The 21,477-nt window shown below is 71.3% G+C and carries 19 protein-coding genes; 10 read left to right on the top strand and 9 right to left on the bottom strand.

The features are described from left to right. Positions 1–1,155: a hypothetical protein gene (locus tag QOZ86_RS10795; protein ID WP_284491967.1), complete on the bottom strand. Its 1,155-nt coding sequence runs from the start codon at positions 1,153–1,155 to the stop codon at positions 1–3. A 1,215-nt stretch (positions 1,156–2,370) separates the two neighbouring features. Here QOZ86_RS10795 and QOZ86_RS10790 point away from each other — a divergent pair. Further along, positions 2,371–3,402 carry a beta-propeller domain-containing protein gene (locus QOZ86_RS10790; protein WP_284491966.1) on the top strand — a complete coding sequence of 344 codons (1,032 nt, stop codon included), beginning with the start codon at positions 2,371–2,373 and terminating at the stop codon, positions 3,400–3,402. Between the two features lie 35 nt (positions 3,403–3,437). Further along, positions 3,438–4,358, top strand: a complete 921-nt coding sequence (locus QOZ86_RS10785) for an exonuclease/endonuclease/phosphatase family protein (RefSeq protein WP_284491965.1) — start codon at positions 3,438–3,440, stop codon at positions 4,356–4,358. 203 nt (positions 4,359–4,561) lie between these two features. Here QOZ86_RS10785 and QOZ86_RS10780 read toward each other — a convergent pair whose 3' ends face one another. After that, complete coding sequence (locus QOZ86_RS10780) at positions 4,562–5,470, bottom strand: NAD-dependent epimerase/dehydratase family protein (RefSeq protein WP_284491964.1); 909 nt, start codon at positions 5,468–5,470, stop codon at positions 4,562–4,564. A 295-nt stretch (positions 5,471–5,765) separates the two neighbouring features. Here QOZ86_RS10780 and QOZ86_RS10775 point away from each other — a divergent pair, with 295 nt between their 5' ends. After that, positions 5,766–6,476 carry a monooxygenase gene (locus tag QOZ86_RS10775; RefSeq protein ID WP_284491963.1) on the top strand — a complete coding sequence of 237 codons (711 nt, stop codon included), beginning with the start codon at positions 5,766–5,768 and terminating at the stop codon, positions 6,474–6,476. A gap of 285 nt (positions 6,477–6,761) precedes the next feature. Here QOZ86_RS10775 and QOZ86_RS10770 read toward each other — a convergent pair whose 3' ends face one another. Next, entirely contained in the window at positions 6,762–7,586 is an 825-nt protein-coding gene (locus QOZ86_RS10770) for a methyltransferase domain-containing protein (protein ID WP_284491962.1), read from the bottom strand. 477 nt (positions 7,587–8,063) lie between these two features. Between QOZ86_RS10770 and merB the strand changes: the two genes are divergently transcribed. The 3 genes from merB (at position 8,064) to QOZ86_RS10755 (ending at position 9,622) form a co-directional block, all read left to right on the top strand. Then, entirely contained in the window at positions 8,064–8,507 is a 444-nt protein-coding gene (merB, locus tag QOZ86_RS10765) for an organomercurial lyase (protein WP_284491961.1), read from the top strand. A gap of 6 nt (positions 8,508–8,513) precedes the next feature. Then, positions 8,514–8,729 carry a hypothetical protein gene (locus QOZ86_RS10760; RefSeq protein ID WP_284491960.1) on the top strand — a complete coding sequence of 72 codons (216 nt, stop codon included), beginning with the start codon at positions 8,514–8,516 and terminating at the stop codon, positions 8,727–8,729. Between the two features lie 272 nt (positions 8,730–9,001). Beyond that, on the top strand, positions 9,002–9,622 hold the full coding sequence (locus QOZ86_RS10755; RefSeq protein ID WP_284491959.1) for a hypothetical protein: 621 nt from the start codon (positions 9,002–9,004) through the stop codon (positions 9,620–9,622). A 112-nt stretch (positions 9,623–9,734) separates the two neighbouring features. Here QOZ86_RS10755 and QOZ86_RS10750 read toward each other — a convergent pair whose 3' ends face one another. From QOZ86_RS10750 to QOZ86_RS10735, 4 genes are all read right to left on the bottom strand, one after another. Then, complete coding sequence (locus QOZ86_RS10750) at positions 9,735–10,151, bottom strand: PIN domain-containing protein (protein WP_284491958.1); 417 nt, start codon at positions 10,149–10,151, stop codon at positions 9,735–9,737. After that, on the bottom strand, positions 10,148–10,354 hold the full coding sequence (locus QOZ86_RS10745) for a DUF2191 domain-containing protein (protein WP_284491957.1): 207 nt from the start codon (positions 10,352–10,354) through the stop codon (positions 10,148–10,150). Before QOZ86_RS10745 ends, QOZ86_RS10750 begins: the two co-directional genes overlap by 4 nt. Positions 10,355–10,832: 478 nt before the next feature. Then, complete coding sequence (locus QOZ86_RS10740; protein WP_284491956.1) at positions 10,833–12,284, bottom strand: aldehyde dehydrogenase family protein; 1,452 nt, start codon at positions 12,282–12,284, stop codon at positions 10,833–10,835. A 175-nt stretch (positions 12,285–12,459) separates the two neighbouring features. Continuing rightward, positions 12,460–12,717 carry a hypothetical protein gene (locus QOZ86_RS10735; protein WP_284491955.1) on the bottom strand — a complete coding sequence of 86 codons (258 nt, stop codon included), beginning with the start codon at positions 12,715–12,717 and terminating at the stop codon, positions 12,460–12,462. Positions 12,718–13,115: 398 nt separating this feature from the next. On the opposite strand from QOZ86_RS10735, the gene QOZ86_RS10730 reads away from it, so the two are divergent. After that, complete coding sequence (locus tag QOZ86_RS10730) at positions 13,116–14,012, top strand: helix-turn-helix transcriptional regulator (RefSeq protein ID WP_284491954.1); 897 nt, start codon at positions 13,116–13,118, stop codon at positions 14,010–14,012. Between the two features lie 297 nt (positions 14,013–14,309). Here QOZ86_RS10730 and QOZ86_RS10725 read toward each other — a convergent pair whose 3' ends face one another. Beyond that, positions 14,310–15,476: an MFS transporter gene (locus tag QOZ86_RS10725; protein ID WP_284491953.1), complete on the bottom strand. Its 1,167-nt coding sequence runs from the start codon at positions 15,474–15,476 to the stop codon at positions 14,310–14,312. Between the two features lie 623 nt (positions 15,477–16,099). Between QOZ86_RS10725 and QOZ86_RS10720 the strand changes: the two genes are divergently transcribed. From QOZ86_RS10720 to QOZ86_RS10710, 3 genes are all read left to right on the top strand, one after another. Beyond that, the gene (locus tag QOZ86_RS10720; RefSeq protein WP_284491952.1) at positions 16,100–17,572 is read left to right on the top strand and encodes a S8 family serine peptidase; all 1,473 of its coding nucleotides are present in this window, start codon (positions 16,100–16,102) and stop codon (positions 17,570–17,572) included. 326 nt (positions 17,573–17,898) lie between these two features. Further along, positions 17,899–19,350, top strand: coding sequence for a short-chain fatty acid transporter (locus QOZ86_RS10715; RefSeq protein WP_284491951.1), 1,452 nt, complete (start codon positions 17,899–17,901; stop codon positions 19,348–19,350). 206 nt (positions 19,351–19,556) lie between these two features. After that, the gene (locus QOZ86_RS10710; protein ID WP_284491950.1) at positions 19,557–19,757 is read left to right on the top strand and encodes a hypothetical protein; all 201 of its coding nucleotides are present in this window, start codon (positions 19,557–19,559) and stop codon (positions 19,755–19,757) included. Positions 19,758–19,865: 108 nt separating this feature from the next. On the opposite strand, the gene QOZ86_RS10705 is transcribed toward QOZ86_RS10710, so the two are convergent. Continuing rightward, positions 19,866–21,407, bottom strand: a complete 1,542-nt coding sequence (locus tag QOZ86_RS10705; protein WP_284491949.1) for an LVIVD repeat-containing protein — start codon at positions 21,405–21,407, stop codon at positions 19,866–19,868. Between the last annotated feature and the right edge of the window lie 70 nt (positions 21,408–21,477).

The raw sequence follows: 21,477 nt of genomic DNA, 5'->3' as shown, positions 1-21,477 counted from the left end.
TCAGACCATGCCGAGCCGGTCGAGCCGCTGGATGAACGCGATCTTGCGGCGCTGCTCCCGGCGAAGCTGCTGGACCCGATCCGCGAACGCCTTGCTCGTCCCCTCGCGGCGGCAGACTTCAGCCAGTTCGTAGAGCAGACCCGCCGCCGCGTCGTAGTCGGCCGCCGTGCGTCGCTCTACGAGCTCCACGACCTCACGCCACGCCTGATCCTGCCGCCCCGCGAGTGCGCTCAGATGGTTCTCGCGGGCGAGTTCAGCGGCGCGGCGGCGCTCCTCTGCCTGTCGCTGGGCGCGCTCACCGGCCGCACGCTGCCGGTACTCACGGCGCCGTCGGGACTCCGTGAGCAAGTCCGCCGCGGACCGGCCGGAGCCGTCCCCGGTCTCGACCGGCGCAGCCGCTCGCCGGCAGCCGGCCAACAGCTCGGCACGCACCCTCACCCCGTCCCCCTGGGCCACCCGCAGAAGAAGAAGGTCCTTGTTCTCCGCCGGTAGCTGCGCCAGCCAGCCGGGCAGCTCGGCAAGCGTGTCGTCAGCGCTCAGCGGCGCGCTGCTCTCCGCTGCGACGGCGACCAGGTCGGGGTCGATGCGCAGGAACTCGGCCACCGCACGGAGGGCGGCGCTCAACTGCCCGAGGCCCGGCGGAACGGGCGGTTCGAGCGAGTCCTCGTCGACCTCGTGATTCTGGACGGCGAGCAGCCAGGCCAGGTAGAGCAGCCGGAGATCCCCAGCCATGAGTTCAGCCCGGACGGGGACGATCGAGGCCAGCAAGCCGGAGCCGTCCAGCCACTCCTCGTACTCACCGTCCTCGTCCTCGGCGACCAGGTCGATGACGACGAACCCGTCGGTCGTCCACGCGGTCGAACAGTCGCCGACCAGGTACTGCCCCACCCCGGCCGTGGCCGGGGTGCCGAACAGCTCGATGGGCAGCCGGAACATCAGCCGGTGCGTCCCCCAGTTGGCCAGGTACAGGAAGGCGTCGAAAGAGCGCTCGACCAGCCGGCGCGGATCAGCCTTCAGGTCGCCCCACTCGTAGTCGTTCACGAAACTGGTCGGCGTGATCTGGGCCCGTGTCGAGATGGCGCGCAGGTCGGCCTGCTCGTCGACGGACAGCGGTCGGTCGATGGCCGCGAACTCGTAATACTGGTACTCGCTCATCGCGACCCATCCTCCGGGCTACCGGGCTTTGAAGAGATCGACCATCAGTTCCAAGGGCACCGCCGACAACCCGTGTGTCACTGACCGGAAGGCCGGGGTATCCGGCAGGCCCGGGCATGAAGCACTGAATCGATCACCGCCGCAACCGTGTGCGTATGTAGCGTGTCGCCCCTCGGACACAGCGATAAGCACACCGGTGCCCGCGGTTACCGTTATGGCGACGCACATTTGTGGCCGAGGCTGGCGCCGTTGTGGCCGAGGCAGGCGCCGTCGAGCACAGTCGACCTCGCTGGCGGCCGCACCGAGTTACGCCACGCTTCCCCGGGGCACGATCCACCGGACCCGCAGCCTCGGCTCGGCAGCAGCAAGAACGTCGTAGTCGCCGTCGTAGTGAAGAATCTCCGCGTCGTTGCACCAGCGCGGTGGCGGCAATGAGCAGGTCCACCACCTTGGGCGCGCGATGCGTGCCTCGCTGCACGAGCGCCCTCTGCAACGACCGCGCTGCAACATCCACCGCGGGGAGCGTGTCGCCCAGCAGGGGCATCGCCGCCAACGCCTGCATTTCGGCGTCGAACTCTGACACGTCGCGAACCGAGATGCAGATCTCCAACCGCTGCACCAACACGGAGCGGAGGGTGTTGAGCGGGCCGTCGAGGTAGTCCAACACTGCCTCGCGGACCGATGTGTGGCGGGCGATGCGGGCATACGCGGAGTTGTCGAGGATCGCCTCAGGCACCAGGCCTGACCTCGGCCAAGACCTCCGGAGTGAAGTGCGGTGAGACCTGTCCTGCGGCCACGGCCACGATGAGGTCACGCTGCTCGGCCTGCTGCAGCACCAGATCCAACGCCGCTCGACAGTCTCCCGCTTGGAAGCCGTGCCGAGTCGCGCCTGCGCTCGGGTAAGCTTGTCCGCGGGCATGTCCACCAGCGTCTTGGCCACTCTGCTGCTCCCTCGAACGCAGTAACGACAGCCGGCGGACCACCCGGTCCGCCGGAAGGACCATCGACCCTGGCCCGCCGACGGCGCGAGGGACACAGTGGTCCCTCGCCGGGACGCCGACCGGGCGCGGGGCGGACGCGGGGCGGACGCGGGGCGGACGCGGAGATCTCCCCCCGGGGCCGCCGTCCCGGTACTGCACCACGGTGGAGGGGGCAACCGTGCTTCGCTGCGACGGACGGGGACGACCGCGCCGGGCGCTGGCCGGGTGCGGCCTGTTGCTGACGGTCACCGCCGGCTGCGCGCGCCCCGTCGACGACCCGGGCGCTCCGCTGGACAGCCTGCGCGCCTGCCCGGGGGCCGGGTCGGTCATCGGGGTATTCGTCGGCACCGAACCCACCGCCGATGCGGGCGACGGCCCGACCGTGCAGGGCGTCGACGCGTGGGCGCTGTCGGTGAGTGGTGACGTGCGGCGCCTCACGGACGACGGCGTCCACACCGGCGCGGTGATCGCGCCCGACGCCCGCACCGTCTACCAGCTGCGCAGCAGCGGCCGCGTCCTCGGCGAGTCGCTCGAGTCCGCCGGCCTGGTGGAGACCCACGACCTCACCACCGGGCGGGTCACCCGGCTCGTCGAGCTCGGCGGGATCGTCGACCTGGGCGTCTCCGCCGACGGCCGGTGGCTGGCCGCGGCGCACACCGTGGAGGAGCGCCCGGGCACCGGGGACGACGTCAACAGCATCACCGTCGTCGACCTCGCCTCGCCGGGCGCCACCCGGACGTTCCCCCGCGCCCCCGACGCCGACACCGGCCTGTTCAGCGCGGTCACCGCCGTCGCGCTGAGTCCCGACGGCGCCCGCCTGGCCTATGCGCAGGTGATCGAGATCGCGCGCGGCTCGGTCGCGCACACGCTGCGCATCCGCGACGTGGCGACGAACGCGGACGTCGTCGTCCACACGGCGGACGGGACCGACTTCCACGCCGACGTGGAGTGGTCGGCCGACGGGAGCACGGTCGTCGCGGCCGTGCGGCACCAGGCCGTGGGCGACACCGTGGAGTCACCGCCCCGGTTCCGGACGGTGCGCCACGACGTGGCCAGCGGTGCGACGACGGTCTGGGAGAGCTACGCGCAGGACGTCACGCCGGTGGCTCCGGACGCCGGCCGGCTGCTCGGCGTGGTCTCCGCCGCCGGGCAGGGCCATCCATCCCGCGCGCTGGTCGCGTGGGACCGGGGCGGTGGCCCGGGCCGTCCGCTGACCATCGGCCGAGGGGCCCAGGGCGTCTCCGTCGCGACGTGCAGCTACCGATGAGGAGCTCCGGATCGGAGCGGAGGAGGACGGGCCCCATGTCCACCCGGGCAGGCAGGTCATCCGGACGCGCCCTGGCGCTCGCCCTGGCCCTGGCCCTGGGGCTCACCCTGCTGGCTCCCGTGCCGGCCACGGCCGCGACGGTGCGCCTGCAGGTGTGGGACTTCAACGCCTGCGACCAGTACGGGCGCAACTTCCCCGACTGCCAGGTGACCCCCGAGCAGCGCGCCGACGCCATCGCGGCGAGCCTCGGCTCGACGTCCTGGACGCCGAACGCCGCGACCCTCCAGGAGATGTGCCGCTCAACCTTCGACATGGTCCTCGCGGACCTCCCGCCCGGGTGGGTCGGCGCCTTCCACTCCACCTACACGACCACCGACACCCGCTGCCAGTCCACCGATCCCGCCTGGGGCATCGCCGTCTTCGCCCGCAGCGATGTCCTCACCGGTCCGGTGCACCACACGCTCGGGGTGGAGACGAGCGGGGAGGAACGGACCCTGCTGTGCGCCGACGTCACGGTGGGCATCGGGATGCGGCTGTGCACGACGCACCTGACGTCGTCGTCGCAGAGCGAGGCCGCATCGCAGGCCGTCACGGCCGACGGCCTGGTCGACGAGTGGACCGCCGCCGGGATGCTGGTGGTCGTCGGTGGTGACTTCAACCTCGACGTGCGCCGGTGCCGCAACAGCAACGTCTCCACGGGTCTGAAGGGCTGGTACACCGGCCGGTTCGGTGCCGGTAAGACCCGCTGCTACTCCGGCTCCGGGGGCATGCACGAGGCCGACCGCTACCGCTCCGGCGGGGACGGCGTCTACGACGAGGACACCCTGGGCTCGGTGAAGATCGACCTGGTCTTCGCCCCCGGCCAGCGGGTGGCCACCGACTACGCCGGCGACGCCACGAGCTCGAGCGTCTCCGACCACGACCCGCTGCGGGCGGCCTTCACGGCCTCCGGCTGAACGACCCGACGGGCCGTCGACAACCCCTGGTGGGCCCTACGCCCAGGAGGGCACCCGCGTCCGACGACCGGTCGGACGGGACCGCCGGGTCACGGCGCCAGCAGGGAGAGGCCAAGCGTGAAGGCTGGGTGAGTCCCCTGGAGTGGTGTGGATCGTGCTGAGCAGCAGGGCGCGCCGGTTCCCGTCGGGCGACCCGGTCGCTGTCACGAACGCGTCGTCAGGCCCTGCCGCAGCTCCTCCATGGCTCGCGCGAGGCTCACGTGCGGCGCCCAGCCCCACCCCCGCGCGCGGTCGGTGAGCAGCTGCCCGGTCCAGACCGGCTCGTCGGTCCACTCGGGCGCGACGCCCACCGTGTCGGTCACCGTGCCGAAGTAGTCCCGCAACGTCGCCGGCTCGCCCGCGACGATGACCGGGGTCGTGCCGCCGGCCACCGGGCCTCGCTCCGCGTCGTCGGCGGTCGCGACGGCGCCCGTGGCGACGTCCGCGATCAGGGCCGCCAGGTCGTCGACATGCACCCAGGCCCAGGTCTTCGCCGGGTTCGCCCGGCGCTCACCGCGGCGGACCTCCTGCGGTCGCAGCGTGTTCCAGACCGACGTGTCGCCGGCGCCCATGATCGCCGGCGGGCGGACCAGCACGGTCGTGAGCCCGCCGACCTGCGCGAGCGCGGAATCGGTGGCGTTCTTGGTGTCGGCGTAGTCGCCGCTCCCCTCGGGCAGGAGGGCACCGTTCTCGGCCACGTCGCCGACGCCGGCCGAGCGGTCGTAGACCCCGGCCGTGGACACGTGCACGAGCCGGGCGACGCCGGCGTCCCGGGCAGCCCGAGCGAGGACCGGCGTGCCCTCGACCCCCACCCGGTGCTGCACCTCTCGGGACGAGCCCATCGGGTGGACTGTCGTGACGACCGCGTCGGCGCCCTGGGTCACCGCGCGGGCGAGGCCCTCGTCGGCGAAGTCGCCGACGTGCTCGGTGACCCCGTCGAGCGCAGGCGCGCTGCCGGCGCGGCGGACGACGGCGCGCACCTGCGCCGACCGCTCGACGAGCGCCCGGCACACCGCCGTGCCCACCAGTCCGTTCGCACCGGTCACCACGACGACGGGAGAGGCATCGACCATGCCGTCCACACTGCCAGCGACCGCACGACGGCGCCCCCCGCGCGGCACGTCGCAGCGTCGGGGCGCCTCCCGATCCGACGGCCGGCGTCCCGCGAGCAGCGTCCCCACCCCCATGCCGAAGGCGTCCTCGAGGAGCTCCTGCTCTGTCCACGACGACGAGGTCCCTGTCACCGTTGTCTCGAGGGCGAGAACCGCGCTGTCGACCGGACTGGGAATCGGCTCGGCGTCTGGCGCGAGATGGGGATACCGGCCATGCACCATGCCTGTTCGCACAACGTGCGGCAGCATCCTCCTGGTGACCCTGCCGGCTGTCGTGACCCTGCATCTGTGGCAGGTCTCGACGCACGCGATTCCGCGCGCGCTCGTCCACATGGTCGCCGACCGCCGACCGCTGCGGCGGACGCCTGGCCTGCGGTTCGCCAAACTGCTCGGCACCGGCAGTGGGCGGACCTTCACCGCCCGAGACGCGAATCCACGCCAGTGGGGACTGCTCGCGGTCTGGGACGACCCGATCGCGCCCATGGCGTTCCAGGACTCCGGGCTGCCTGCGCGCTGGCGCCGCTTCGCGGACGAGGAGTGGGTGGCCCACTTCGAGCCCCTCTCCGCGCGCGGGCTGTGGTCTGGGCAGGAGCCGTTCGGCAAACCGCGTCCCCGGGTCTTCGACGGCCCCGTCGCCGCCGTCACCCGCGCTCGCCTGGTGCTACGGCGGGCGGCACGCTTCTGGACCGCCGTTCCCCCGGTCTCCGCGGACCTGCACGAGGCCCCCGGCCTGCGGATGGCACTGGGCATCGGTGAGGCGCCGCTGGGCATGCAGGGGACCTTCAGCATCTGGGACTCGTCGTCGTCGCTGAACGCCTTCGCCTACGGACGGGCACCGCACACAGCCGTCATCGAGCGAACCCGCCAGGAGGGCTGGTACGCGGAGGAACTGTTCGCCCGCTTCGCCGTTCGGTCGTCCTCCGGCACCATCGCCGGCGTCGACCCACTGGGACCGGGGCCCCGCTGAGTCACGCTTCCGCGCCATTCAGGCCGCCCAGCACCGAACCACTTCCCGCCGTCACCCCCCGCAGGTGGCCTCTCGGCAGCCCCATGGTGAAGGCCGCTTTCCGCGCCACCCCGCCGTTGTGCCACGCACTCGCCGCCCCCGTCCACCGCGCGCGCCACGATGCGTCCCGCGCGGCGGCCGCCGCGCTCCGCACCCCACGCCATACCTGCGTCGGGCGGTGGCGCTGAAAGCGCACCGGTGAGCTCGGCGACGTGGAGCAGCTCCCGGGGGAGCCCGCCCTTCTGGTCAGCGCCGGGTGCCGACGGCGAGCAGGTACTCCTTCTCGAACCGCGCTCGATCCGGTGTACCGCGGTTCCACTCGACGCTGAAGCGGTCCAGCGCGTCGTCGAACTCGGCCTCGCGGCCTTCGCGGACGGCGTTGGCCCGGGCCGCGATCGTCGGCCCGTAATACGTCGTGAAGTGCCGGGCGTAGTCGTGCGGGTCGGGGAAGGCAGTGATCTCGAGGACGTCGCGGGTCAACGTCCGCCACTCCACCTCATCACCGAACAGCGCCTGCACGTGGTCTTGGCTGCCCCACAGCGGCGGCGGCTGCGCGCCGGGTGGAGGTGGTGGCGCGAACGGCTTCATCGTGGCGAACAGCGCGCCGAGCATGCCGTCCGGCGTCCAGCACAGCAGACCGACCGTCCCGCCGGGCCGGCATACGCGCAGGAGCTGGTCGGCGGCGTCTTGGTGGTGCGGCGCGAACATGACCCCGATCGTGGACATGACGACGTCGAAGGATCCGTCCTCGAACGGCAGATTCTCCGCGTCGGCCTCCGTCCATTCCAGCTCCAGCCCTTGGGCCTCCGCGCGACGCCGGCCCATCTCCAGCAGTTCGGGTGTGAGATCGCTCGCGATCACCCGCGCACCCCGCTCAGCGGCGGGAAGCGCGGCGTTGCCGGTGCCGGCCGCGACGTCGAGGACGCGCTGTCCGGCGCGCACGTCGCAGGCCTCCACGAGCCGTGGACCGAGCGGCAGCAGGAATGTCTCGACCATCTGGGCGTAATCCCCGGAGGCCCACATCTTGCGATGACGGGCCTTCAGTTCTGCGTCGCTGACTGTGACCGTCATCCCGATCCCCTTCCGTGGTCCCAGCAAGACTCTCCAAGAGGTTGGCCCGACCGTCCCCCCGCGAACAGAGACCAACTGCTCCGTGCTGCGCCGGAGCTGTCTGTCCCCCCACCGCCGTGGGGCTGCGCCTTGCCCAGGTCTTCGTCCAGGTCACCGGGAGACAGCAGCCGGTTCCGTGATCGGTGACGAGAGGCCGCCGTACTCGGGGCCGGGCCTTGGCCCGCGCCGATTCGTCCGGATGTCGATCACCTCCGGTCCGCCCGCCCCCGGGTCGAGGGCGACGGCCAGACGTTCGCGTGCACACCGTGTCGCCCGCCGGACACCGACAGGAGAACGACGGTTTCCGACCACCGTGGTCCGGTCTTCCGGAGCGCCGGAGGAGGGCGCGTCCGCTCCCGCTGCGCACGTCGCGCGAGCAGCCGGCCGGCCGCTCCGCCGACCGCTCCCGAAGCGGCTCGGTAGGGCCACACTGCCCCTGTGAGCCCTGCCGACATCGCGCTGCGCAACGAGACCTACCAGGCATTCGTGGCGCTCGGTCGGTCCCCGTCGGCCGAAGAGGTCGCCGTCGTGATGAGGATGACGGCCGCCGAGGTGCGTGCGGGGTGGCGACGTCTGCACGAGGACCACGCCCTGGTCCTCAACGCTGGGGGGACCGAGATCCGCATGGCGAACCCCTTCTCTGCCGTCCCCAGCGCCTACCGGGTGTGGGCAACGGACCGCTGGTGGTACGCCAACTGCGCCTGGGACGCCTTCGGAATCTGTGCCGCTCTGAGAAGCGACGGACGGATCGAGACGTCCTGCGCCGACTGCGGCGAGCCGGTGAAGGTCGCCGTCGAGGACGAGCACCCGGACGAGCCCTCCCTGCTCTTCCACTGCCTGGTGCCCGCGCACCGTTGGTGGGACGACATCGTCTTCACCTAGAGCACGATGAATCTCTTCCGGTCGGAGGAGCACATTTACCGCTGGCTCGGGGCCCGGTCCCCCGGGGCGACGATGCCCGCGACGACCCTGAGCGCCCTCGCCCACGCCTGGTGGGGGGACCGGCTGGCCCCGCAGTGGAAACCGCACTCTCGACAGCAGAACCAAGCCATCCTCGACAGCGTGGGGTTGGTGGGCGATTTCTGGCAGATCGCCCACGGCTGACCGCGTCAACCGCCACGCCCGGCGGGCCGGTCAGTCCACCTGCAGACGTGCGCGAATGTGCCGCGTCGCCGCTCGGATACCGAGTTGAACGCTCACGGCTCCTGGGCCGGGGGGTTCTCCTGTTCCTGACGTCGGCACGTCCGCCCGACGCATGAGGGACCACATCGGCCGGCCGGCTGGCCCCGCGCAGCAGGGCGTTGTCAGACGCCGGGAGGCCGGAGCACCATCTCGGTGCGGGGGTCCGACGAACCACGTCCCACCCGGAGACAGCCATGAAGCAGACCTCGAGCACGACATTCGCCGAGACAGGGGCGGTACAGGACCGGGCGCAGACGGTGGGGACGTTGACAATGGTGGCCGGAGCCCTGTTCGCTCTCGGCGCCCTGGTCAGCATTGCCGTCGACTGGGCCTGGCTCGCCATCCTCATCGGATTCGGCCTGCTGACCTACGTCGTCCCGCAACTGCACCGTGTCCAGTCGCCGGCCGACGGCTGGGCCGGCAGGGCGGGCAGCCTGCTGGTGGCTGCAGGCGCGGGGCTGGTCGTCGCCTTGGGCGTCGTCTTCCTCGTCCTGGAAGCGGTCGGCGATCCCGGGGAGCCTGCGTGGGCCAACGTGCTCTGGATGATCGGCTTCCTCGCATTCCTCGTCGGCATCGTGCTCTTCGCCGTCGGCAGCGCCATCGCGAAAAGGTTCCCTCCGGGCGCCCCGTTGCTCATGCTGCTCGGTCTCGTCGCCGCGGTAGCGATCGACATGGCCACCGGTGCCTTCTTCGAGGACGACTCGAGCACCACGGAATGGGGCTTCTACATCGGCGTCCCGTTGTTCGGGCTGGGCCTGGCATGGATTGGCTACGCCCTCAGGAACGCCTCTCCGAGGCCTGAGGCGAGGGACTGATCGACGTCTGGGGCCTTGCGGGTGCCGGTCAGGCATCGGTAGCTGAGGCCGTGTGCGTATATGCCGTGCCGCCCCTCGGACACCGCTCATGCACACCTCTTGGTAGACGCCACTAGGCGGTTCCTCGTGGCAACACCCATCGGTGCTCGAACTCGAGTACCTCGGCAGCGATCTCGAAGTCGCTGTCGTAGTGCAGGACCGTCATCCCGTGCTCAGCTGCCAGCACGGCGGTCAACAAATCGGCGATTCCTACCGCTCGGTGCCGCCCACTGCGAGCCAGGACGCGCTGTGCGTCGAACGCACCTTGCCACTGACCGTCGTCGGTGGGCAGGTACTCGTACGCCTCGCGGCGGTCGGCGCGCACCTGCTCGTACTCCGCAGGGCTGCGGGCGCTGCAGAGCGCCTCGGCATCCAGGGTGGCGCAGGTGGCCACCAGTCCCCCGGAGATGAGTGGCTCCAACCGGTCGGCAACGGCGGCCAGCCGCATCCGAGCCGCCGCGCTGGTGTCGATGAGGAACCGGGCGATCACCGCCACACGTCAGCTCGCCGGGCGGAATCCGCCATGGTCTCGAGCCCACCCTCGCGCAGCCACGTCACCTGCCGCGCGCGGGCGGCCGCGCTCGCCGCCTGCCGCAGCGCGGCCCGGACTGTGTCCGACACCCCGGTGGTGTTGAGCTCGCGTTGCGCTGAAGCCAGCAGGTCGTCGTCGAGGTCGATCAAGCGCTTCGTCACCGGCGAGATCCGTTCTCAGTGCGTATATACGGATAAGGACCGCAGTATAGGCAGTGGCGTGTCGGAAATCTGCCCCGCAGCCAGAGACCCACGGGCGTTGAACGGCGGAAGGGCCGTCCCCCGGTGACCTGGTGTCAGCTGACTGCCGTCCGCATACGACTCGGGAAGGCCGTGGAGCGCGTCGACGCGGCCTGGAAAGACCTCAAGCTGCGCGACGAGACGTCGACGAGCATGGCCATCCACGTACCGGGACTGCCCGTGGCGCTCCTGCGTCAACGGCCGGTGAAGCCGGCCGCGCCGGAACTGTCGTCAACTTCGGGCGATGTGCACCGAACGCGAAGAAGGGATCGTGACATCGACGGCCAACGAACGGTGGCACCCTTCCCGTGCCGGCATTCTCGACGTCTACCAGTTCGAGGACGACACCCTGCACTTCGCCGCCGGTCGGTGCCCGTCCCGCTCCGATCGACTACATGCCTCATCCACCGGCCGGCACCGGATCCCGCAGGGCATCACGTTCACCGCTCCACGCCGACGGACGGCCATCCGCGTCCGCACCGTGCTGCGCCCCGAAGTCCGGGCGGGGTCGGGGCGACGGCGGAGACACCGGGGTGGCGATACGGGTGACCTGGAACAGGTGGCGGTACGTGAGGTTGTCCGTCGTCACGGCGCCTCCCGCGACGCCGCAGCCCAGCGCCAGTGACGGTGTGAGCCCGTTGCCGAGTCCGATGCAGCCTTGGGAGGCCGGACCGTTGAGGATCACCCGGCTCACCGGCACGGCCTCGGCGAACCGGACGGCTCGCGCCCTCGATCGGGTGTGGATGGCTGCGGTGTGGCCGGCGCCGCCGCGTCCGAGCAACCAGGCACAGAGAGCCAACGCCGCCTTCTCCCCTGGCACCTCGTGAATCGTCAACACTGGTGCCAGGCGCTCCAGTCCCCATGGGCCGGCAGCCCTGTCGCGGGACAGCGGGACGACGAGGAGCCGCACCTGCGGCCCGACCGCGATGCCTGCCCGCTGGGCCAGCAGGGTCGGCGACTTGCCGGCCAGTTCGATCCGCATCCTCCCGTCGACGAAGAGGGCGGCCTCCAACCGATCGACCTCGGCCGCGCTGAGGACGGCGGCTCCTGCCCCCCGAAGGCCGGCCGTCACCGCGCGGAGGATCGACGAGTCGACGAGAAGGTGTTGCTCCGATCCGCAGATGATCCCGTGGTCGAAGGACTTGCTGTCCACGACCATCCGCGTCGCTCGCTCCACCGAGGCGTCCTCGCAGATCCACGCCGGGGCGTTCCCGGCGCCGGCACCCAGGGTCGGCTTGCCGGACGCCCCGGCCGCGGCGACGAGTCCGGTGCTGCCGGTGGCCACCACGAGATCCACGCAGGGATGGCGGACCAGGGCCCGGACCTGTTCGCGGTCGACCGGAGGAATCGCGTTCAGCAGATCCTGCGCAGCACCGTGGTCGAGCAGCGCCTCGCGCAGCAGCGCCGCCGCTCGTTCGGTGACCCGAGCAGCTCGCGGGTGGGCCCGCACGACCAGCGCATTGCGGGACTTCAGGGCGATCAAGGTGAGGAACGCAAGGGTCGCGACAGGGTTGGTCAGCGGCATGAGGCCGAGCACCACTCCCACCGGCCGGGCGATCTCGATGACACCGGGGACGCCCCTGGACTCGAGGAGACCGCAGCCAGTGCGTCCGCGGAGGCTGCGGAGCACGTCCTGGGCGGCGAACAGGTTCTTCTGCCGCTTGTCGGCGGCGCACCCCATCCCGCTCTCGGTGACGGTCTGGTCCGCCAGGTCGCTGGCATGACGGACGACCACCTCCGCCAGCGCCTCCAAGAGCAGGTCCACCTCCCGCTCCGACGTCCGGCGGAAGGCCTGCTGCGCTTGCTGGGCTCTGTGCAGGACGACGTCCACGTCGTCCTGGACTGCAGGCATCATCGAGAACTCCTTCGGATCGCGTCCTGTCACGAGGCTGGGACCGTGCCCCGGCGCGCCGAAAGGGCAGCGCAGCACAGCTGGACAGCGCCTCGGCCGCGCCGGAGAGATGAGTCAGAAGTCGAGGGGCTGCACCTGCAGCCCTCGGTGGAACAGGCCGGTGCGGTGCACGTGCCTAGCGCTCGCGCCGTTCCGATCCTGAGAACGACGGCGCGGTCACCGGGGCTCGCGGGACGGGGATGACCGGCGCCTCGCCCGTATCCGCCTGCGGCGAACGGATCCGCGCGGGCAGGAGACCGTAGGCCACACCGTAGATCGCCGGCACCGAGAAGATGGCCGTCTGCGGCTGACCGGCCGCGACATGCCCCAGTACGTCCGGCAACTCGGCGAGGAACCGGCCGGCCGCCTGCTCGTCGCCCCAGACCTCGGTCATCAGGACCACGCTGCCCTGCCTCTGTCGCCGACGGTGCAGACAGCCGGTCGGGCGGGGCTCGCCGTCAGGGAGTGCTCTGCAGATCTGCTCGTACTGTCCCGAATCGACGTCGTTCCAACGCAGGTGCACAACGATGAGTGACACGTCTTCCCCCACAGCGATGCAGTTCTCTGGAAGACAGACGCTAGGAACAGACGGTCTCGGCGTCTCTACGCACAACTGCGTACCAGAACCCCCCGCCGCACGAGCGACTCGCCCGGGGGGACGACGACCGTTGACCACGCGGTGCCGCGCGAGGATCGTCTGCTCTGTCCGGGCGGAAGATGAGGCGCGGACCCGACACGGGGCCCTCGACCCACGGACCCCACGTCACCGCGCGGTGCCAGCGGAGGATCCGCATGAGCTCAGCGATCCAGGAGATCACCGACTTCACGGTCGCCGTGCTCGACGGCATGGACGGCCCCTGCTTCCCCACCGACACCGTGTTCTCCATCCTCTGCCCACGGCTCGACGCGCCCGGTGCCGTTCTGCAGCGCGCGGCGTGGCGCACCGGCGAGTCGGACATCCGCGGTCACGGGTTCGACCCACCGGACATCCGAGCGATGATCGCGGCGACCCATCGGATGCGCGACATGCACCCCCTCATGGTGGCCACCGCAGCGGGGGACCTGGCCCCTGCAACGGCCCAGGCAGCCGCCGGAGGCTGGCTCGCCTGGAACCGCTCCCCCGTCCGCGGCTTCCTCGCCGACCTCCGCGGTTGGGACCAGATGATCAGCCTCCCCCTCCAGGGAGGCCCCACCCAGGTCGTCGCCTTCGCCTTCTCCCGATCCGGTCGCGACTTCGACGCGCGGGACCTGGCGCTGGTGACCGCAGTACAACCGTTCCTGACAGCGCTCGACCGGCACGTCCGCCTGATGGGCCGATGGAGACGGGAAGAGGGGCCTGTGGAGGACGCTGCGGAGGCCAACGCCCGCGCAGCGGGTCTGACAGGCCGGGAATTGAGCGTCTTGCTCTGCCTCTCCGAGGGGCTGACCGCCGCGGCCGCCGCCCACCGGCTCGGATGTTCGACCCGAACAGTCAGCAAGCACACCGAGAACATCTATCGGAAGCTGCGTGTCAGCGACCGCCTCACCGCGGTGCTCGACGCCCAGCAGCGGGGCATCCTGCGCAGACCCGGCACCACCTCCGACGCGCCAGCTCATCGGCCGGCTCGGTCCGGTCCTGATGACCGGATCTTCACGGTGGCTCCTGTCGTCCGCCGGCACCCGAGCGAGCGGAGCCGTGTGCGGACGTAGCTCCCGTGCTCGCGCCGGCAGGAACCATGCGAAGTGGCGTCCACCAAGCTGGTGTGCGACGGCCCCGGCGACCAGCAGGCGGAGGCGGCTGCGCCGCGTGATCTCCTGGATGACCTCCACAGTTCTTCAGAAGTGCGACGCGACGACCGTTCCGAGCGTTGTCGACCCTGCCCACTTCCGGCACGGGCAGCCGCCCAGGCCACCAGCAGGCAACTGCTCCAGCGCCCGCGCCTCACCCCGCCGACCGCGCCTCGGCACGACGCCCGGCCCAGGGCCGAGCACGGCGCGCCGCGGTTCTCATGTGCGACCGACGCCGAGCACGGTCAGGTAGGCGGCCAGCCCGAGGGCCAGGCATCCGGCGATGGCCGGGGCGTAGGAACCGAAGGCATCGACGGCCGCACCGGCGAGCGGAGCGCCCACCGCGGACCCGATCCCGGCGCTGGTGTAGAGCACCCCCAGCAGTCCACCCAGGCGGGTGGTGCCGAAGCGCTCGGCGACGACTGCGGGACCGATCGCGACGAAACCTCCGTAGCCGACACCCAGCACGACGGCGAAGGTGAGCAGCACGCCGTAACCGCCACCGACGCTCCACAGCGCGAAGCTCGCGCCCATGGTCAGGAAGCACCCTTGGAAGGCGCGCAACGTACCGGTTCTCGCCGCGATCACGCCGAGCAACAGTCGGCCGGCGGTGCTCGCGGCGCCGATCACTCCGACCAGCGCCGCCGCCGCGACCGGGTCGACTCCGGCCTCCTCGGCGTATCCGGGCAGGTGCACGAAGGGTACGAACAGCGCGACGGCCATGAGGCCCGACGCCAGATACAACCGGCGGTAGTCGCGGTTCCGCACCGCCTCGCGCAGCGTCAGCGCCGCCGGGCTGGCCTGCACCGGCGGGCGGGTGACGACCAAGGCGCAGGCCACGAGGACCACCGCCCCGGCCAGGCCCAGCACGAGGTGGGTGTTGCGCCACCCGACCTCGCCGATCAGGGCGGCGGCCAGCGGTGCGACGGTCAGCGTGCCCAGACCGATCCCGGTCACCGCCACCCCGATGGCGAGGGTGCGCCGTCGCTCGAACCACCCGCTGACGACAGCCACCATCGGGACATAGGCACAGGCCACTCCGATGCCGACCCCCAGGCCGTAGGTGACCAGTCCGATCCACAGCTCCCCGGCCTGCGATGTCGCGGCCAGTCCGGCACCGAGGGCGAGAGCACCGACGAGCAGCACGCGCCGGGGGCCGTAGCGGTCCACCGCGACGCCACTGAGCGCGCCGAGGCCGAAGTACGTGAGCGAGGTCAGGGCGAAGAAGACCGACGTGGTGCCACGGCCGGATCCGAACTCCTCCGCCATCGGCTCGAGGAACGCGCCGAAGGAATAGGCGATCCCGAACGAGACGAACATCGCGGCGAACGCGGCCGCGACCATCACCCAGCCACGGATCGAGTCGACCGACGCCGAGGACCACATGCCGGAAGAGGCTACGAGACCTCCACACGACCGCCGGGACGCCGCGGGACCAGATGCCGGCGCTCGGCGTCCGGCACGTCCCGGGCCGCCGGTCGAGGACCCGCCCTCCCCACAGGCCTCGCGCGACCTGGGCGGCCACGGCCGAGTTCTTCGGTGGAGAGCCACGCCGGGCCCCCACCGACCACCCCCGCTCTGCGTGGGCGCCCAGTCCCCTCCCCCCGGGGACACCCACCGGGCACGACGGTCAGAGCCGTGTACGTATGTGGCAAGTCGCCCCTCGGACACCGAGTCGAACTTCCACAGCTTCTGAGCAGGTGGGGATTCCGCTCATTCCGGTGTCGGCACATCCGCTGATGCCTTGAGAGCCGGTCCCAGCGCGCCCCACCGCCCGCGAGTCCCCTTGCCGGTCCGGCCCAGACGTCATGCACCTGCAGCAGTCGCTGGACCGCCTCAGCACCCTCGAGGGCGGGTCTGCACGACTGCCGCTCGTCGTCGGCTCTTCGCCGACCCGATGAGCTGTGGAGGGCCGGCCGGTGGTCCACGGGTCTCAGGGCCGCGAGGAGACGTAACTCCGGCGGGCCCGGCTCGTTGAGCGTGAGTCCCCCCGCGAAAGGGAACGACCCATGCACATCTCCCGGGTACTGACGCCGCCCGTCGGCGTCCTCCTCCTGACGGTGAGCCCGCTGCTCACCTCTCCGGCGCTGGCGGCAGAGCCTGGCGCCGGCACCGTCGACCAGCGCACCGACTTCGCCTGGCACGGCGCCACCTACGACGCCGCGGCCACCACCGCGTTGCCCTGCCCCTCGGCGGCCCAGGACCCTGACGACCTGGTCTGCGACCACGTCACGGTCACCGTCGGCGGCGACGGCACCGACCCGCTCGTCGTCTCCATCCAGAGCCCGGTGGAGTCCGCCGACTTCGACCTCTACGTCCACGACGCCCACGGCGCGCTGGTCGGGTCCTCGGCCAACGCCGCGAGCGACGAGAGCGTGACCGTCCCCGCGGCCTCGGGGACCTACGAGGTGCGGGTGCAGCCGTGGCTGGTCACCGAGCCCTCGTCTTACACCGGCAGCGCGACGGTCGGTGCACCGGAGCCCGGCGGCCGGGCCGGCGGCAGCGACCGCCCCCCGCGTCCGAAGAAGTACGACGCCCCCGACTTCTCCGACAAGTTGTGGGGTCTGGACGAGATCGGGGCCCGGCTGGCCAACGAGATCTCGACCGGTGAGGACGCGGTCGTGGCGGTGATCGACACCGGCGTCGACGTCCACCACCCGGAGTTCGAGGGGCGTTTCACCGCCCCCATGTCGTGGGTGTGCCCGGACGGCGCGCCCGTCCCCTGCGGGGGCTACGAGAACGTCGACGACGGACACGGCCACGGCACGCACGTGGCCGGGACGGTCGCCGCAGCCGACGACGGCAAGGGTGTCACCGGCGTCGCCCCGGACGCCACGATCATGCCGGTGCGCGTGGGTGACGACGAGGGCTCGATCGTCGGTGACCTCGCGGCGGCCACGCGCTACGCCACCGAGCAGGGTGCCGACGTCATCACGGTCAGCATCGGCTTCATCGTCGGCAGCGGCCCGGTGATCTCCAACCCGGTGGCACCGCTGGATGGCGGGTGGGCCGAGGCGGTCCAGGAGGCGGCGGACGCCGGCATCCTGGTCACGCTCGCGGCCGGCAACGACGGCGCCCCCTACTGCGGCCAGGGCGAGTTCTGGCAGGACGCGGCCCTGTGCGTCGGTGCGTACGGCACCGGAAGCGACCCCGCGGTGTACTCCGACTGGGGCCACGAGCTCGACGTGTCGGCGCCGGGCGGCGGCCTGCTCTCCTGCGACGGCGGGATCTGGTCCACCGTGCCGCTGGACCTGGCGGAGGTCGACTCCTGCACCGGCACACCGGGGTACGGCGTCAAAGCGGGCACGTCGATGGCCACCCCGCACGCCGCCGGCGTGGGGGCGATGCTCGCGGACCTCGGCGTCGGTGGTCTCGACGCCCGGCATCGGATCATCGACACCGCACGGGGTGCAGGCATCCCGACGGCGCCGGCCGGCGTCACCGGTCCCAGGCTCGATGCCGCGGCAGCCGTGCAGCCGTAGCCGGGCTCCAGGACGAGCAGATCCGGTCGGCTCTGCGGTACGTCCGCAGCGCCCGCACCGGGCCCTCGGCACCCCGGGCGCCCTTCGCCCGGGGTGTCGCGCGTCGTCACGGGTCCGCGGCCCGAGGTGCTTCTGATCGACGGGGAACTGCCCTCCCGGTGACCTCCGCACGCGGCGCCGTCGCGGTCTCGACTGCGCCGAGGGCGAGGCCGCCAGCGGCCTCGTCGACCAGCACGGTCATCCTGCAGACGCAGCGGGAGCTCCTTACACTCGCGGCAACCTGCCGCGTCTGAGTCACGAACCTCGGAGGACAGATGCTGCGTGCGGTGTCCCGGCCCCTCGTCCGGCTGGTCGAGAAGTGGCTGCCCAGCTCACTCGTCTTCGCGGTCATCCTCAGTTTTCTCGTCGCCATCCTTGCGCTGACGCTCACGGAGAGCGGCCCCGTAGAGGTGCTACGGGCCTGGGGTGACGGGCTGTCCGCCCTACTGGCCTTCATCGCGCAGATCTCGATCGTGCTGTTGCTCGGATATGTGCTGGCGCACACTGCGCCGGTGCAGCGGCTGCTGAGGCGGATCGCTGCGATTCCGCGCGGCCCCAGAGGCGCTTACGCCTTCGTCACCGTCGTCGCGGGACTCGCCTCGTTGATCTCCTGGGCGCTCGGCCTCGTAGTCGGGGGAATCATCGCCTTGGAGGTGGCACGTTCGGCCCGGGAGCGCGGCATTCGTCTGCACTACCCACTGCTCGTCGCCTCGGCCTACTCCGGCTACGTCATCTGGCACATGGGGTACTCAGGGTCCGGACCGCTCGCCGCGGCCACTCCTGACAGTTTCTTCGACGAGCGCTACGAGCTCGTGCCCGTCAGCGAGACGATCTTCGCACCGTGGAACATGGCTGCCGCGGTCGTCACGCTGGCCGCGGTGACGCTCGCGATGGTGCTCCTCGCCCCCCGTCATGACGAACCCGTCCACGAGCTGGACGAGGACGAGGGCCCGGATCACGGCCCGGTGCGCCAGGAACCGGCGCCGGCCGCGACCGACGAAGCCGGAACGGGAGCCGCATCCGTCGCCCCCGCAGCCCGGGAGGACGGCCCGGACACGTCGAGCGCGCGAGCCGAATCCCCGTCCCGGGTGGCCGAGGAGGTCCGGCGGACGCCGGCAGAGCGGATCGACACCGCTCGTCTGGTGACGCTCGCGCTCGGCGTCGCGCTGTTGGCCTACCTGGTCGTGTACTTCGCGCAGGAGGGGTTCGCCCTCACGCTCGACATCGTCAACTGGTCGTTCCTCACTGCGATCCTGCTGATCGTCCCCTCGGCACGGGAACTGGGCCGGCTCGTGGTGGACGGCGGGCGGGCCGTGGGCGAGGTGCTGCTGCAATACCCGCTCTATGCCGGGATCCTGGGGATGATGACCACCACCGGTCTCGTCGGGGTGTTCAGCGACTTCTTCGTCCAGATCGCCACCCCCGGAACCCTCGGCGTGTGGGCGATGCTGTCCGGTGGCCTGATCAACATGTTCATCCCCTCCGGCGGGGGACAGTTCGCGGTCCAGGCACCCATCTTCATGGACGCCGCGCTCGAGCTCGGCGTCGATCCCAGCATCGTCATCATGGGGATCGCTTACGGCGACCAGTGGACGAACATGATCCAGCCCTTCTGGACGCTGCCGCTGCTCGCCATCGCCGGCCTCACGGTCCGGCACATCATGGGCTACACCGCCGTCACGTTGCTCGTCAGTGGCGCGGTCCTGGTCGCGACGCTGCTCCTCCTCGGCGCGGCGTGAAGGACTCACCAGCCGTCGTCCACCTCGCCGCCCTCGACATCCGGCCGGCTGCGTCGGCACCTTGCCGGCCCATCAGGGCGGCACGTCCTACGGCAAGGCAGGAACCGGGTGGTAGCAGGGGGAGACAGTCGTTGTGATCCCGCCCGGCGCTCGTCGCGCGGCCGTCACGCGGCACGCCGTCGGATGCCGCAGCAGGTGGCAGCAGCGTGGCGGTGCGCTACTCCACGCTCGAGGAAAAGCCCCGGCCGAGCGGCGGTGGCCGCGATCTCGGCGCTGGAACTGAGCGCCTGCAGCGGGACCGGCGGTACCTGGAGGAGGTCGAGTCCTCCGCGGAGGTCACCGAGGTGCTCGCCGCCAGCGCGTTCACCATGGCCGAAGACGTCGAGGTGCTCGAGGCCGTGGAGTGATCCGCCCGGGATGGCCGCCCGCGCCGGCCGCGCCGGCCGCGCCGGCCGGCCGGCCCCGGACGTGCGTCGGGCCCGTCTCCGGCGAGGAGACGGGCCCGACGGTCGACGTCAGCGCGAGCGGCCGCTGCTGCCGACGGTGTAAGCCGTCTGCGACTGCGGGTTGAGCGTGCGCGTCTTGTCCGACCCCGACCCGGCTATCGCCCGGTCGTTGAGCTTCAGGACGTCGAAGCCCTGCTGGATGTCGCTGCTGTAGATCAGGCCGTCGTAGAAGTACGCCGACCAGGAACCGCCGAGCACCAACTTCTCGCTGCTGAGCGGGCCACGGTCGAACCAGGCGATCTCACGCGGGTTGGCCGAGTCGGTGAAGTCCCACACCGTGATGCCCCCCTGGTACCAGGCCTGCACCATCAGGTCCCGGCCCTGGGTGTTGGGGATCAGTGAGCCGTTGTGGGCGACACAGTTCTCCTCGTTGGTCTGCGTGCGCGGGATCTTGAAGTACGACCGCTTCTGCAGCTGCCCGTCGACGATGTCGTACACCGCGTTGGCACCCAGCTCAGGACCGACGGTCGGGTTGCAGGTCGGCGCACCGCCGCCGCCGAGCTCGTCGGTGAAGACCACCTTGCTGGCGTCGTTGTCGAAGGTCGCCGAGTGCCAGAACGTGAAGTTCGGGTCGGTGACCGAGGAGGTGACCACCGGCTTCACCGGGTCGCTGATGTCCATCAGCACCCCCTGGCCCATGCAGGCGCCGGCGGCGATGCCCTTCTCGGGGTATGCGGTGATGTCGTGGCACCCGCTGGTCGCGCTCTGGGCCCGGCCCTTCGGGAAGGCATCGTCGGGCTCCGTCCTGGCACCGGGGAAGCCGCCGTCGGCGAACAGGATCGGCTCCGCGACGACCTCGGCGGAGGCCGGTGCGGCGTCGGGCACCGACACGATGCTGATCTTGTCGTGCGGCGTCTTGCAGTTGGCCAGGCGGTTGTCCGGACTGTAGGAGGAGACGTAGACCAGCATCCGGTCGTTGGCCGGGTCAGGGACGAGGCTGTTGGTGTGCGAGCCGCAGTCGGTGGCCACGCTGGTCAGCAGCCTGGGGGCGGCCTTGTCGCTGATGTCCCAGACGCGGATGCCCTCCCAGTAGTCGTCCAGGTCGCTCGTCGCCGGGGCGTCGCACGCCGCACTGGCCCGCCGGGAGTCGGTGGAGGTGATGACGATGTTGCCGTAGGCGGACACGTCGTTCTGCGCACCGAGGCAGGCGGCCTGGCCCACCAGTGCCGGCGGGACGTCCTTGTTCCGCACGTCCCAGATGGAGAAGCCGTTGTAGTTGCCCTGGATCGCGTAGCCGTCGACGAAGGCCAGGTCGCTGTTGTAGGCGGTCTCCCCCGCCGCGATGCCGGTCTTCGGGGTGTTGCTGAGCAACGTCAGGTTGGCCGAGCTGGCGACGGTGCCGGGCGTCTCCAGCGGTGCCCCTGAGTCGTCGAACTCGGCGATCTGCGAGTCGGTGAAGCACTCCGACTCGTCGACCTCCTCCCCTGCCTTGCTCTGGCAGTGGTCGGGGTGGGCGACCGCGGGCGCCGCGACCAGCAGGCTCATCGTCATGCCGCCGGCTGCCGCCAGCCCGACGGCGACGGAACGCCGTCGTGTCCTCGTTGACCTCACGCATGCTCCTCTCGGATCGGTCTCAGGACCCGGTCGGGTCCGTCCGGACCGATGCCCGGGGAAGGTAGTT

It is taken from the genome of Blastococcus capsensis (assembly GCF_030165005.1).
In the GTDB taxonomy this organism is placed as follows: Bacteria; Actinomycetota; Actinomycetes; order Mycobacteriales; family Geodermatophilaceae; genus Blastococcus; species Blastococcus capsensis.
This window is presented reverse-complemented; position numbering and strand designations above follow the sequence as displayed.

What these genes read in the sequence shown, in the direction of transcription:
- QOZ86_RS10795 (WP_284491967.1), bottom strand. Translation starts at nt 1,155, where the DNA reads ATGAGCGAGTACCAGTATTACGAGTTCGCGGCCATCGACCGACCGCTG.
- QOZ86_RS10785 (WP_284491965.1), top strand. Translation starts at nt 3,438, where the DNA reads ATGTCCACCCGGGCAGGCAGGTCATCCGGACGCGCCCTGGCGCTCGCC.
- QOZ86_RS10780 (WP_284491964.1), bottom strand. Translation starts at nt 5,470, where the DNA reads ATGGTCGATGCCTCTCCCGTCGTCGTGGTGACCGGTGCGAACGGACTG.
- QOZ86_RS10770 (WP_284491962.1), bottom strand. Translation starts at nt 7,586, where the DNA reads ATGACGGTCACAGTCAGCGACGCAGAACTGAAGGCCCGTCATCGCAAG.
- QOZ86_RS10760 (WP_284491960.1), top strand. Translation starts at nt 8,514, where the DNA reads ATGAATCTCTTCCGGTCGGAGGAGCACATTTACCGCTGGCTCGGGGCC.
- QOZ86_RS10755 (WP_284491959.1), top strand. Translation starts at nt 9,002, where the DNA reads ATGAAGCAGACCTCGAGCACGACATTCGCCGAGACAGGGGCGGTACAG.
- QOZ86_RS10740 (WP_284491956.1), bottom strand. Translation starts at nt 12,284, where the DNA reads ATGCCTGCAGTCCAGGACGACGTGGACGTCGTCCTGCACAGAGCCCAG.
- QOZ86_RS10735 (WP_284491955.1), bottom strand. Translation starts at nt 12,717, where the DNA reads ATGACCGAGGTCTGGGGCGACGAGCAGGCGGCCGGCCGGTTCCTCGCC.
- QOZ86_RS10730 (WP_284491954.1), top strand. Translation starts at nt 13,116, where the DNA reads ATGAGCTCAGCGATCCAGGAGATCACCGACTTCACGGTCGCCGTGCTC.
- QOZ86_RS10725 (WP_284491953.1), bottom strand. Translation starts at nt 15,476, where the DNA reads ATGTGGTCCTCGGCGTCGGTCGACTCGATCCGTGGCTGGGTGATGGTC.
- QOZ86_RS10720 (WP_284491952.1), top strand. Translation starts at nt 16,100, where the DNA reads ATGCACATCTCCCGGGTACTGACGCCGCCCGTCGGCGTCCTCCTCCTG.